Below are 13218 nucleotides of genomic sequence, written 5' to 3' on the forward strand. Positions count from 1 at the left end.
TCGGGCTTGATTCACTACCGCATCGCGGGCAGAGCCATCATCACAGGATGATGTCGCGAACCACGCTGTCTTTGCGCTCAAGGTAATGGATCGACTTGATACGGCGGATGGTGCGGGATTTACCACGGATCAGCAGGGTCTCGGTGGTCGCCATCACGCCATCGCTGGTGATGCCGTCCAGCAAATCACCCTTGGTGATGCCGGTGGCGGAGAAGATGACGTTGTCATTCTTCGCCATGTCTTCCAACTTGAGCACCTTGTTGACGTCGATGCCGAGCGCTTCGCAGCGAGCAATCTCCTGCTCGCCCAGCGCGATCACCTCGGGGCTGTCGCCCTTGACCCGGTGACGCGGCACCAGACGGGCCTGCATGTCGCCATCCAGCGCGCGGATCACCGCAGCGGAGATTACCCCTTCCGGTGCGCCGCCAATGCCGTACAGCATGTCCACTTCGCTGTCCGGCAGACAGGTGAGGATGGAGGCGGCAACGTCACCATCGGGAATGGCGAAAACGCGCACGCCCAGCCCCTGCATCTCCTTGATCGCCTTGTCATGACGCGGCTTGGCCAGGGTAATGACGGTCAGACGGGAGAGCGGCTTGCCCAGCACCTTGGCCACGGCCTTGAGGTTCAGCTCGAGAGCCTGATTCAAGTCGATGGCGCCTTTGGCTTTGGGGCCGACGATCAGCTTTTCCATGTACATGTCTGGCGCTTTCAGGAAGGAGCCCTTGTCGCCCACCGCCAGCACAGCCAGCGCATTGGCCTGACCCATGGCGGTCATGCGGGTACCCTCGATGGGATCGACCGCGATATCCACCGCGTCGCCATGCCCGGTACCGACCTTCTCGCCGATGTAGAGCATCGGCGCTTCATCAATTTCACCTTCGCCGATCACAATCTCACCATCGATCTCGATCTGGTTGAGAATGTGGCGCATGGCCGCAACGGCCGCCCCATCGGCGATATTCTTGTCACCACGTCCGAGCCACTTGTAGCCAGCCAGTGCAGCCGCTTCCGTCACTCGGGAAAACTCGATTGCCAGTTCACGTCTCATCGCATATCCAACCTATGGAGCTCGAAAACGGGCGGCATTCTACCACAAGGGCAAACCTTTGCGCACAAAAGTAGCTGACAGGTGCATAAATGTAGCCAATTCATCCAATTGCAATCCAACTGCCATCGACTCTTCATCCAACTGTCACCCCGCTGTCATCCCCCCTCCCTAGGATGGCCCCGTCTTCCAAACAAAAGCTTGCAACACAAGGGATTAAGATGAAAAAGCTGACTGTAGTGGCACTAGCGCTGACTGCCGCCTTCCAGGCTCAAGCCGTTGAAGTGTATAAAAACGACACCTCTTTGCTGGATCTCTATGGCCGCATCTATGCCGGTCAGTTCTTCGGTGACAAGAAAGAAGGCGTCGATGCCACCCACCCTAACGGCACTCAGGATTACAGTGCCAAGCAGGGCGCCAACCAGTTTGTCCGCTTCGGGGCCAAGGCCGAAACCCAGATCCAGAGCGGTCTGAAAGCGCTGGCCCAGTACGAAGTGCAGATGTATATCAACGACAGCGAGAAGACCATCAGCGAGAACTCCGACAACCTGCGTACCCGTCTGGCCTTTGCCGGTGTGGGTGCAGACTGGGGTAGCGTCACCTTCGGCCGTCAGAAAGGGGCTCCCGGCTTCCTGGCTGACTGGACCGACGTATCCCTCTCCGATGGCTACGGCAACGATGCGCTGGGTGCCAAGACCGACACCTTCGCCACCAACCGTGCCGGTTCCGTGCTGAAATACTCCGGTCTGTTCAACGGCTTCCAGCTCGACACCAGCTACAAGTTCGACGGCGGCGATACCGAACAGACCACCAGCAAGGATAGCGACGCCGCCTACGGTGCTGCCGTGGCCTATACCTTCCCGTTCAATCTGTCGCTGGGTACTGCCTACAACGTCGGCATCCGCGACAAGAGCGGCGAGAGTGACGCCAAACTGTGGATCATCTCTGCCAAGTACGACAACAAGGCCGCCTACGCCGCCCTCAGCTATGCCGACGGCAGCGACTTCCTGGCCACCGGCACCGACCACACCGGCTGGGAAGCCGCGCTGGGCTACAACTTCGAGAACGGCTTCGGTCTGATGGCACTGTGGAACAAGCAGGAGCAGGACAAGGCGGGCGTCAAGAAGGACAACGTGGACTACTACACCCTGGGCGCCCAGTACAAGTTCAACAAGAACCTGCGCGTCATCGGCGAGTACCGCATCAACAATCTGGACAGCGTGGCCGGTTCTGCGACCGCCAACAAGGATGACTTCCAGCTGGCTGCCCGTTACGACTTCTAATCGGGTCAGGATGGATACCAAAAGCGCGATGGCATGCCATCGCGCTTTTTGCTTTGTTCACGCAGCGGCAAACTGGCCTAGGCTCAACAGGTGATGTTTGTACGAAACGAGGCTGGATGATGTTAAAACAGCTTGCAGCACTCCTGCTTTTGCTGGCTCTGCCGGCACATGCACTCTCGATCGCCATGGTGCTCTGGCGCGGCGAGACTGCGGCCGAAGCCGGTTTTCGCGAAGAGCTGCTGCGCCTTGGCTATCAACCCACCTTCACCACCTTCGATGCAACGCAGGATCGCGCCACTCTGGCGGCCATGCTGCGCCAGCAAATTGAGCCCAAGCTGGCCAGCTACGACTACATCTATACCTTCGGCACCACTGCCACCGCCATGACCAAGAGTCTGCTGGCCGATCGCAAACCCCTCATCTTCAGCGTGGTCTCGGATCCGGCAGGTGCCGGTTTTCTGGCAAAGGACAAAAACCTGAACAAGATGGTGGCAGGCACCAGCAACATGGTGCCGATGGCGCTGCAGCTGGCCAATGCCAGCAAGTACCTGCCCGCCGGTAAACGGCTCCTCGTCCCCTTCAACCCGCGGGAGCAGAACACCCGCCTCGTCACCGACATGCTCATCTCCGAGGCCAGACGCTACGACTGGCAGGTGGTCCCCTGGCGGATTGCCCCGGATCCCAAGCGGCTCGACAGCGAGCTGAAGCGACTGCAAGGAGATGCCAAAAACGACATCGTCTTTCTGGCGGCAGACAGCTACCTGCTCTCCATCGCTCCCCGTCTGCTGAGCGCCCTGAACGAAGCGGGCATCCCCACCATCTGCAGCGCCGAGCTCTTCGTCCAGCACGGCTGCACTGTCGGTACCATCAGCAGCTACAAACTGCTGGGCAAGATGGCCGCCGATATTATCCACCTCAACCAGCAGGGCATCCCGCTGCAGGATATTGCCCTGAAGTTCGATGCCAACCCCAAGCTGGTGCTGGGCCCCCTCGGTAAACTGCGCCAAAGCGGGCAATAACAGAGCCCGCCCAACCAATCCCTTGATGGAGATCCCGGCACAGCAGGTGCCGGTCGGGTATGATATCTGCTCCCGGATTCGAGGCACCACCCATGAGTACCACCGTCTTCTTTGCCGTGCTGCTGGCAGCCCTGCTCCATGCCAGCTGGAATGCCCTTGTCAAAATCGGTGAGGAGCGACTGGTCGGCATTTCGCTGGTCGCCCTCTTCTCCGGGTTGATTGCCGCAGTCGCCCTGCTGCCAATGGGGTTGCCATCACAGGCTGAACTGCCGTGGCTAGGCCTCTCGATTTTGCTCCACACCGGTTACTGCCTCTTTCTCAGTCATGCCTACAATCAGGGCGACTTTGGCCAGATCTATCCGCTCGCCCGCGGCAGCGCCCCGCTGCTCGCCATGGTGTTAAGTGCCATGCTGCTCGGCGACTATCCGGGCTACGGCGGTATCGTCGGCGCCTGCGTGCTGATCATGGGAGTCTTGCTGATGGCCTGGCGAGGGGGGCAGCAACGCCTTGGCAGCAAAGCAGTTCGGGCGGCGTTGATCACCGCCATGTTTACCGCGACTTATACCCTCTCGGATGGGGCCGGCGCCCGGGCTGGCGGCGAGCCGGTGCGCTATACCCTCTGGTTGTTCGCCTGTACCGGTCTGGTAATGTTGCTGGTACTGATCGCCCACCAGAAGCGCAACACCTGGCGCCAAATCCGCCGGCATGCAGCAGCAGGCGCGACAGGAGGAGCCATGTCCCTGATCGCCTACGGCATCGTCATCTGGGCCATGACTCAGGCCCCCATCGGCGTGGTTGCCGCCCTGCGCGAGAGCAGCGTGTTGTTTGCCATGCTGCTCTCGGTCTGGCTGCTGAAAGAACCGCTGGGTCGGGTCCGCCTGACTGCAGCCGCCATTATTACCGGTGGCGTGCTGCTGACTCGCCTCGGATAAGAGAATCAATTTTCATTTGCTTTTAAATCTGTCGACAGACTATGCGTTTATCTATTCGTGGATATCGAGCAAAAAATAGATGTGCCACAATCGTAAATGATTACATCCGCAACGTATTAATTAACTGGCATTGCTATTTCGATATGATTGAGAACCATATGGCTAACTTACCAATTCGATGCCGTTAATGATAAAATTGCGTCCATTCAATGCTTGGCAGCACCACCCCTTCTCTCCATGGCATTCACCATGCAGGTTCGTCAAACAGTGATTTGCGGCCACCAACCGATCTGTGGCTGAACGTTTGTGCCTGTCGTACCGCGACAGGCTGATGCACTCCGGATAATTAATTTATCCAGCTTGATATGTTTAATTTTTGATTATTTAAAATGCTGCACCAGCAGGGAGTTTTATATGTCAGCAAAAAAGCTGAAATTGGGTGCCTTTATATTGATGATACTCACATCGGTATTTGGCGTTACTAATATCGGGATCGGTTTCTACCGCATGGGATATGCCGCCATTCCGATGTTCGTGGTCGGCGGTCTATTCTTTTTCATCCCCTTCATCTTGATGATGATTGAGTTCGGTACCGGTTTTCGCAAAGAGGCTGGCGGCATCTTTACCTGGATGCGCCACTCGGTCTCGACCCGTTACGCCTTTATCGGGCTGACCATGTGGTTCGCCTCCTACGTCATCTGGATGTTCGGCAAGGCACTCTCCATGTGGGTGCCCCTCTCCTTCATGCTGTTTGGCCGCGATATCACCGTTATCCCGGTCACTCTGGGCACCGGCATCGACTTTGGCCCTTTCATTCTGGGCGTCGTTGCCATTGCGCTGGTGGCCATCGTCACCAAACTCATCACCTTCGGCAGCGCTCGCTTCGCCAAGGTAGCAGCCATCGGCGGCCTCTCAGTCGTAGCCCTCAACGTGCTGTTGCTGGTTGGCGGCGTCCTGACCTTCACCGTGAGCGGCATGACCCTGCAGGAACCCTTCACCGAGGCATCGCTGACCTCTTCCCCAAATGCCGCCTTCAACGACATCATCCCCTTCCTCGGCTTCATGGTATTCGCCATCTTTGCCTACGGTGGCGTCGAGGCGATGGCCGGTGTGGCTGACGAGCTGGAAGATCCCGAGCGTGACCTCAAGCGTGGCATCTTCCTCTCCGGCGCCTTCATCGTGCTCTGCTACATCATCGGCTTTCTGGCGGTCGGCTCCATCATGCGCTGGAGCGATTTCCCGGCCGAGGGGATCACCTCGCTCTCAGCCCTCTTCATCATCATGCTGGAGCTGGGTCGTCATCTGGGTGGCGAGTGGCTGGGCCAGATCTTCATGCGCTTTGCCGGCCTTGGCATGTTCCTGAGCTATCTGGGCGCCTTTATAGCCCTCTCCTACGCACCGCTGCGCCAGTTTATCACCGGCACCCCCAGCTACTTCTGGCCGGAGCGCTTTCAGCGTGAAAACCAGAATGGCGTTCGCGTCGAGGCCCTCAAGGTTCAGGCCTGGGTGGTCTGCATCTTCATCGCTGCCAAATCCATCTTCACCCTGATCAATCCGGAAGGGGCAGCCGCCCTCTATGAACTGATCATCACCATGACCAACGTCGGCATGACCCTGCCCTACATGTTCCTCATCTACGCCTGGTATCGCTATCGTCACAACCCGGCACTGGAGAAGGATCTGATCTTCTTCAAGAGCTCGCGCTCGGTACTACTGGCTACCATTGTCAGCCTGATCCTGGTGGCATTCGGCAACGTCTTTACCGTGGTCGCACCCTTTATCTCTGGTGACATCTCGACCGGCGTCTGGACCATCATAGGCCCGGTACTGTTCGTCATCATCGCCATGCGGTTCAAAATCAAGCAGGAAGATGCCCACTGATCGGCCATTTTATCCTGATAGTCAGCGGGGCCTTCGGGCCCCGTTTTTTCCTTTAACATCAGCTAAAACGGCCTGTTAAGAGACTTCAAAGAGACCTTTTTGGATACTCAAGTCAGGGCCTTAACGGTTACAACGCAGCAAATTATCAATATCAAGGTGAGAATCATTGTGAAGCGCCAATTCACGACATATAACTTACCGAGATATCCCTGTTTTTTTGTCCGGTAGAGCAGATCATGATGATGCGTTTCCTTCTTCCCCTGTTGCTTGGCGCAGTAATGCTGCCGGCCGCTATGGACAGTGCCCACGCCAACCCCTTTTCCGCCAGCAGCAATCACAGCTTTCTGGAGCGAAGGGATATTCCCAACCTCAATTCGGCCGCTTTTGTTGTCGCCAACCACAGAACCGGCGAAGTGCTCTCCGAGCACAACGGCAATCGGGTGATGCCCATCGCCTCTCTCACCAAGCTGATGACCGCGCTGGTGGTACTGGACGCCAACCAGCGCCTCAATGAAACCCTCACCGTCACCAATGCGGACGTTGATCGTATCAAGGGCACAGGTTCACGTCTGGCCATCGGTTCGAAACTGAGCCGGGCCGAGATGCTCCATATCGCCCTGATGTCGTCGGAGAACCGTGCCGCCTCAGCGCTGGGACGCAACTACCCGGGCGGTCTGCGCGCCTTCGTCGAGGCGATGAATGCCAAGGCTCGCATGCTGGGGATGTGGAACACCCACTATGCCGACAGCACCGGCCTCAACCCGCGCAATGTCTCTACCGCCCAGGACTTGGCCAAGCTTGCGGCAGCCGCCGCTGCCTATCCGCTGATCCGTCAATACTCCACCGACGATCAGAGCTATGTGCGAACCAACAAGAGCCAGCTTCACTATCGCAACTCCAACCGGCTGGTTCGCGAGGGTCAGTGGGAATTTACCCTCTCCAAAACCGGCTATATCCGCGAAGCGGGTCGTTGTCTGGTGCTGGGTACCAGGGTGAACAACGAGCCGGTGATCATGGTGCTGCTGAACGCCGAAACCACCAACGACAGGGTGGCCGATGCCAAGCGGATCAAAACCTGGCTGGAGAGCTCTGGCAGAACAACCCTGGCAGCCAACCAGAGCGCCATGTTGCGCGAATAATCGATCCTGCAAACTCAAAAAGCGAGGCTCCTGCCTCGCTTTTTTCATGCTGGCCATGGCCACCGCAAACGGGGGCCAGATCACACCCCAAGTAACCCTCTCCACCACCCCGTTACGAAATGTAACCGCTCAATAGCGTGATTCACATTAACGGAATCAATGAGTTGTAAATCAAACACCACACTTTTAGCGTGCTGGCTCAACCCTGTAACCTCGAGCCAGCAATATGCGCATATCCAGTATCGAGTGTGGGCGGGTAATCGCCATATTGGCCGTGATGACCATTCACGTATCCCCTTTCGCTCACCCCTTCGACCCCACGCTGTGGGGTAGCGAGAGCTACCTCTGGCTCAGCGGCATCATCAACCAGCTCTGCCGCTTTGCCGTACCGCTGTTTTTCCTCTGTGCCGGCTATTTTCTGCAACCCAAGCTGAGTGCTGGAGCACCGATGAGCGTGGCATGGCGTTACTGCCGCCCCCTGCTCCAGCTCTGGCTGGTCTGGAGCCTCGTCTACCTGCTGGTGCCCTTCAATCCGCTGAATGCCATCGAACAGGGTTATCTGAACTCCCTCAACGCACAGTGGCAGTTCCAGCTCGGAGATACGGTCAATCGCTGGCTGGTCGGCGGCATGATCCACCTCTGGTTTCTGCCGGCACTGATCCTGGCGGTCACCCTGCTGGCGTTTTGCCAGTGGCTTGGCAAGCCGGGATTCGCACTCATGCTGGGTGCCGGGCTCTACCTGCTGGCGCTGCTCGGTGGTTCCTATGCCAAACCATTGCAGGGAGAGGAGTGGCTATTGCTCACCCGTAACGGCCCCTTCTTCTCCCTGCTGTTTGTGGCAATGGGGGCCCGCTTGCGCCAGCAGCAGTGGCAACCGTCGGCCCGCAGCGGATGGTGGCTACTGCTGGGTGGCCTCGCGCTCTATGGGCTGGAAGCCTGCGTTCTGCGCACCTTTGCCGGTATCCCGCTGACTCGCCACGATTTTCTGCTCGGTTCCGTGCCCTGGGCCGTCGGCCTCTTTGGCCTGTTGCTGGCCCATCCTGACTGGGGCAAGGGAAGCTGGCTCGCCCGCCAATCCCCCAAGGTGCTGGGCCTTTACTGTCTGCACATGATGCTGGTGGTATGGATCTGCACCTTTGGCCCGCAGAACGCTTCCATTTTATGGGAGTTGGTCAAGGTGCCACTGCTGCTGGGCGCCTCACTGCTTGCTTATCGCCTGCTGGCTACCTTGCCTGCGACCCGCTGGTTGCTGCGTACCCAGTAATTCCGTTCTCCGGCCCGCCCCTTGCGGGCCAGTCTCCTCGCACAACTCGCCACCCCATCACCCGCGCTTATCTTCCTCTACACACCTCCATTTTCGCCTTGCCATACAAATGGAAATCAATATCATTGGCATCCCGATTTTTCGGGGCAGATGCTAATTACAATTAAATCAACAAGTTCAGGCCATCAGGCCGCACCTTCAAGAGTCAAATTGAATATGCAGCACCCTCACTTTCGCAGAACCCTCATCTCGCTGGCACTGTTCGGTACAGCCCTTCATGCCCAGGCCGCCGATGAGACCATGACGGTCGTCGGCAAGCGCAGCCAGCACGAGGAGGTCGCGACAGCGACCCGCACCAGCACGCCGGCAAAACTGGTTCCGCAAGCCATCGACAGCGTCAAGGCAAGCGAGCTGACTGCCTTCGGCCAACCCACCCTGAGCGAAGCTCTGGCCGGCATTCCCGGGGTCAACGCCAGCGGTGATACCCGCTTCGACGGGGTCAATATCCGCGGCTTCAGCGCCAGCAACGACTTCTATCTCGACGGATTTCGCGATGACATGCAGTACACCCGCGATCTCGGCAATATCGAGCGGGTCGAGGTATTGAAAGGGCCGGCAGCCGTACTCTACGGCCGTGGCAGCACGGGCGGCATAGTGAACCGGGTCAGCAAGACACCGCAAAAGGGACAGGCCTCCAGCGTCACAGCCCGGGTCGGCAGTTTCGACACTCAGCGGCTGGCCGCAGACCTCAATGGTGAAGCGAGCGAGCAGCTGCAACTGCGCCTCAACATGGCGCAGGAGGATAAAGATAGTTTCCGCAACGGAGTAACCGGCAAGCGCACCCTGCTGGCACCGTCAGCCAACTGGGAGATCAGCGACAACCTCAACTGGCTGGTGCAGTTCGAGCGCAACGAGCACAACCGCACGCCGGATCGCGGCATCCCCGGCGTCAATGGCCGACCGGCTGATGTGCCACGAGAGTATGTTTACAGCGACACCAGCCGCGACTTCATCGACGATGTGGCGCAATCGACCCGCTCCCGCCTCTCCTGGGATATCAACGATCAGTGGCAACTGCGCCAGCAGCTCGCTTACACCACCCTCGACAGCCAGTTCGACAACACCTATGTCACCAGCGTGAAAGGGGACAAGGTGACCCGCTCTCGCTGGCAGCAGGATTTGAAGGCCAAAAACCTGATCAGCAACACCGAGGTAGAAGGCCAGCTGCAAAGCGGCCCCGTCGAGCATCGTCTGCTGATCGGTTTGGAACAGGATTGGCAGGCACGCACGCCCAAGCTCTATCAGAATGCCGCCCCCATTGCGCCCGGCAACCTCTATGACCCGGGCTCGCTGCCCAGCTACAACGGCCCGATGAAGCTCTCCAGCGATGCCAACCACAAGGTACGTGGTAACGGCATCTATCTGCAGGATCAGCTCAGCCTGGGCGACTGGCATCTGGTGGGTGGGCTACGTCGCGATGACTTCACCGTCACCAGCCGCCGCAACGACCTCAACAAGGAGGAGACCCTTTCGGTCACCAGCCTGAGTCCGCGCCTCGGCCTGGTATGGAATCCCCTTGAGGAGCATGCGTTCTACGCCTCCTACAGCAAGACCTTTACCCCGGTGGGCGGCGAGCTGATCGGGTTCACTCCGGGAGACCCCAACAACCAGCTGGAACCGCAGCACACCCGTCTCTACGAAGGGGGCGTCAAGAGCGACTGGCTGAATGGCCGGCTGGCGACCACTCTCTCAGTCTACCGGCTGGAGATGTACAACAAGCGCAGCAAGGATCCGCTGGATCCCACCCAGGTGATCCTGACCGGATTGCAGCGTACCGACGGGGTCGAGCTGAGCGCCCGCGCCCAGCTGACCGACGAGCTCTATCTGCGTGGCGGTATCGCCATTCAGGATGCCGAGCAGGTTAAGGCGGATGCCGATCTGCAGGGCAAACGGCCGATGAACGTCTCTCGCCAGAATGGCCAGCTGTTTGCCGGTTACCAGAGCGGCAAACAGGGCTGGTTTGGCGAGGCGGGAATGACCGCGGTGGGCGATCGCTTTGCCGACAACGCCAACACCACAGTGTTGCCCGGCTACGCCCGCTTCGATGCCCGTGCCGGTTACCGCTGGCAGCAGTGGGAAGCCGAGCTGAGCGCGGAGAACCTGACCGACCATGAGTATTTCGTCAGCGCCACCGGCGCCACCCAGATCATGCCGGGAACGCCCCGTCAGCTGATGCTGACCGGCAGCTACCGCTTCTGAGCCCTGTAACCGACCATCCTCACTGGCCAGCCCTTGCTGGCCAGTTTTTTTATGAAACACAGATGATGAAACGCAAAAGAATTCCCCTTCACAACAATAAATGGGTGCGCCGCCTCCACGCCTGGGCCGGATTTTTCACCCTTACCCTGATGCTGCTCTATGGCATTACCGGGCTCTGGTTGCAGCACAGGGCCGTATTGCCGCTACCCGGCCCCCATACCGTCAAGTCGAGCGAAGAGATAGAGCTGGCCGCACCGCTGGCCAGCCCCGATGAGCTGAAGAGTCTGCTGCAGCAACGCTACGCGGACGGATTCAAGGATGGGCGCGCCATGATCACCCCAGCCCAGCGATTGCCGACACCATCCGGTGAACTCACCCTGCCCGCCCGCTGGGAGATGCGTGGCGTCACCCTCACCCACAGCGTAGCCGCCAGCTATGTCGAGGGCACCCTGCTGGTACGCACTGACCTGCAGCAGGCCAACTTTGCCGCCACCCTCAACCGACTGCATCGCGGCATGGGGACTGGCCTTGGCTGGCAACTGTTTGGCGATCTCGCCGCGCTGGCGCTGCTGCTGCTCGCCCTCACCAGCCTCTTTATGTGGACCAAGCTGCACGGTTCACCCAAAGCCGTCGCCCTGATGCTCTTTGGCGGCGCTTTTGGCACATTGCTATTTGCCCTGTGGGGATAAATATCTTTGCCAGAACAATTTATTACGTTCGAACTGGCAAAATACAGACAGAAAAAAGAAGCTTTCTGGCGGCAAGAAAAGAGAGGGACAAGCGGGCGAGTTAAAAGAGGGGAAAAAAGCTGCTCCCGCCATGCAGAGCGTCGAGAAATAAAAAGCGGAAAAAACAAAAGGCCATCATTGCTGATGGCCTTTTGTCATGAATTTGATGGTGCCCGGGGTCGGACTCGAACCGACACGGTTATTCACCGGCGGATTTTGAATCCAGAAACTGCGGTTTCCTAGGGATAGTACGACTCGTAAGCCATTGAATCAAGTGGAGTTGGGTTATTTCAGGTTGGTTCAAGTTGAGGTGGGTTTGCACACTTTGCACATTTTTACCCACTCAAATCACACGCTCACAACAGGCAGATATGTGTTCATATCTGGCCAGATCCTGTAGGCAGGAGCAACAGATGGGGGCCGAACTAATTCCCCCAAGCAATCGTCGAAAGGTGTCATCTGAAGAGTTTTACTTTGATACGTGAGCTACGAAACAGTGCTTAGCTCAATTCTCGAAGTACCATCGGCTAAATTGATAACCCTTTCTGACCAACATAGGGCGCATGAAGTGAAGTCACCAAGAACTGTCAAATCGCTTGAGGAATTAGGCCGGGTCCAACTATCCCCCAGCTTCTTTATGCGCGATTTTCTCTACTCAGAGATCGCTCAGATCGAAGGGATACCCAATATACCTGATTACCCTGACCTCGCTATAGAGGCTGGCCACCAGCTCTGCACAAAGGTCCTGGAACCCATTCAGCAACACTTAGGTCGTATAGCGATCCGCTCAGCCTATCGTTCTCCACTGGTAAATGCAAAGGGCGCTGAAAATGGTAATCAATACAGCTGTGCTAAAAATGAGGCCAACTATGCTCAACATATTTGGGACTATCGTGACCAGGATGGTTGCATTGGCGCAACCGCATGTATTGTAGTCACCAGTTTTCTCCCCTATTACGAAAAAACCGGGCATTGGCAAGCTCTGGCCTGGTGGATTCACGATCACATCCCCGATTACTCAACCATGTACTTCTTCCCAAAACTGGCTGCGTTCAATATCTCATGGCATGAGCGCCCCAAAAAGACGATTAACAGCTACGTCTCCAATTCAAAGGGGATACTGACCAAACCGGGGATGGGCAATCATGAAGAAAACCATGCCCAAGAATACAAAGTTTGGCTGACTTCTCTCAACATGGGCTAAAGCAGTAATCGCCCTCTCTGCCGATCGCAGAAAAAATGCTGTTTATAACTAAAAATTAAACTAAGAGGAGCTCATACCCCAGCTCCTCAACCTCTTGATAAAACCATGACTGAAGAGCATGGATTTCTTCACGCGTACGCTCCATAGGAATGCGAGCCAGATAGGCCATCCAGAGATCTTCAACTGAGGGTGTCTGGCTCCATTACTTGACTTGAAACACTAAAGAACCGATATCATGGATGCGGCTTGGTAAGCGAAAGCAATCCTGTCCCATCACTCTCTCACCTCTTTGAGTGGCAAGAGCCAACCTTCTTCCTTCAGCTTATCCGCCTGTCCGTTTACATCAACGACGTGAATCGCCCCGGCTTCTCTAAATAACTGATCCCAATAGTGCTACACCTTCGCTGTGCCATAGCCATTCCCCGGGAAAGGAGACACGGTATCCATGAAGTGTTTCACTC

11 protein-coding genes are annotated in these 13218 nt (G+C 57.4%); 10 read left to right on the forward strand and 1 reads right to left on the reverse strand.

The window, feature by feature from the left end; all coding sequences use genetic code 11:
* Positions 1-40: 40 nt before the first annotated feature.
* Positions 41-1051 (reverse strand): class II fructose-bisphosphatase, encoded by a 1011-nt coding sequence (gene glpX, locus AACS24_RS12910; RefSeq protein ID WP_108570907.1) that lies wholly within the window; start codon positions 1049-1051, stop codon positions 41-43.
* 218 nt (positions 1052-1269) lie between these two features.
* On the opposite strand from glpX, the gene AACS24_RS12915 reads away from it, so the two are divergent.
* The 10 genes from AACS24_RS12915 (at position 1270) to AACS24_RS12960 (ending at position 12757) form a co-directional block, all read left to right on the forward strand.
* Complete coding sequence (locus AACS24_RS12915) at positions 1270-2331, forward strand: porin (RefSeq protein ID WP_108570908.1); 1062 nt, start codon at positions 1270-1272, stop codon at positions 2329-2331.
* 116 nt (positions 2332-2447) lie between these two features.
* The gene (locus tag AACS24_RS12920) at positions 2448-3350 is read left to right on the forward strand and encodes an ABC transporter substrate-binding protein (protein ID WP_108570909.1); all 903 of its coding nucleotides are present in this window, start codon (positions 2448-2450) and stop codon (positions 3348-3350) included.
* A gap of 92 nt (positions 3351-3442) precedes the next feature.
* Positions 3443-4282: a DMT family transporter gene (locus AACS24_RS12925; RefSeq protein ID WP_181364171.1), complete on the forward strand. Its 840-nt coding sequence runs from the start codon at positions 3443-3445 to the stop codon at positions 4280-4282.
* A gap of 414 nt (positions 4283-4696) precedes the next feature.
* Positions 4697-6163, forward strand: a complete 1467-nt coding sequence (gene yjeM / locus AACS24_RS12930) for a glutamate/gamma-aminobutyrate family transporter YjeM (RefSeq protein ID WP_108570911.1) — start codon at positions 4697-4699, stop codon at positions 6161-6163.
* Positions 6164-6399: 236 nt separating this feature from the next.
* Positions 6400-7302 (forward strand): serine hydrolase, encoded by a 903-nt coding sequence (locus AACS24_RS12935; RefSeq protein ID WP_108570912.1) that lies wholly within the window; start codon positions 6400-6402, stop codon positions 7300-7302.
* A gap of 226 nt (positions 7303-7528) precedes the next feature.
* Entirely contained in the window at positions 7529-8566 is a 1038-nt protein-coding gene (locus AACS24_RS12940) for an acyltransferase (RefSeq protein ID WP_108570913.1), read from the forward strand.
* Between the two features lie 216 nt (positions 8567-8782).
* Positions 8783-10825, forward strand: a complete 2043-nt coding sequence (locus AACS24_RS12945; RefSeq protein ID WP_108570914.1) for a TonB-dependent receptor — start codon at positions 8783-8785, stop codon at positions 10823-10825.
* Between the two features lie 65 nt (positions 10826-10890).
* A complete protein-coding gene (locus AACS24_RS12950) occupies positions 10891-11514 on the forward strand; it encodes a PepSY-associated TM helix domain-containing protein (RefSeq protein WP_108570926.1) in 624 nt (207 codons plus the stop codon).
* Between the two features lie 6 nt (positions 11515-11520).
* Complete coding sequence (locus AACS24_RS12955) at positions 11521-11796, forward strand: hypothetical protein (RefSeq protein ID WP_146181418.1); 276 nt, start codon at positions 11521-11523, stop codon at positions 11794-11796.
* A 238-nt stretch (positions 11797-12034) separates the two neighbouring features.
* Positions 12035-12757 carry a peptidase M15 gene (locus AACS24_RS12960; protein ID WP_258222930.1) on the forward strand — a complete coding sequence of 241 codons (723 nt, stop codon included), beginning with the start codon at positions 12035-12037 and terminating at the stop codon, positions 12755-12757.
* Positions 12758-13218: the final 461 nt, after the last annotated feature.

It is taken from the genome of Aeromonas sp. HMWF016, from assembly GCF_963878195.1.
Classification (GTDB): Bacteria; Pseudomonadota; Gammaproteobacteria; order Enterobacterales; family Aeromonadaceae; genus Aeromonas; species Aeromonas lacus.

Coding starts and splice junctions, on each gene's coding strand:
- yjeM (WP_108570911.1), top strand. CDS start 4,697: ATGTCAGCAAAAAAGCTGAAATTGGGTGCCTTTATATTGATGATACTC.
- AACS24_RS12935 (WP_108570912.1), top strand. CDS start 6,400: ATGATGATGCGTTTCCTTCTTCCCCTGTTGCTTGGCGCAGTAATGCTG.
- AACS24_RS12925 (WP_181364171.1), top strand. CDS start 3,443: ATGAGTACCACCGTCTTCTTTGCCGTGCTGCTGGCAGCCCTGCTCCAT.
- AACS24_RS12915 (WP_108570908.1), top strand. CDS start 1,270: ATGAAAAAGCTGACTGTAGTGGCACTAGCGCTGACTGCCGCCTTCCAG.
- glpX (WP_108570907.1), bottom strand. CDS start 1,051: ATGAGACGTGAACTGGCAATCGAGTTTTCCCGAGTGACGGAAGCGGCT.
- AACS24_RS12945 (WP_108570914.1), top strand. CDS start 8,783: ATGCAGCACCCTCACTTTCGCAGAACCCTCATCTCGCTGGCACTGTTC.
- AACS24_RS12940 (WP_108570913.1), top strand. CDS start 7,529: ATGCGCATATCCAGTATCGAGTGTGGGCGGGTAATCGCCATATTGGCC.
- AACS24_RS12950 (WP_108570926.1), top strand. CDS start 10,891: ATGAAACGCAAAAGAATTCCCCTTCACAACAATAAATGGGTGCGCCGC.
- AACS24_RS12920 (WP_108570909.1), top strand. CDS start 2,448: ATGATGTTAAAACAGCTTGCAGCACTCCTGCTTTTGCTGGCTCTGCCG.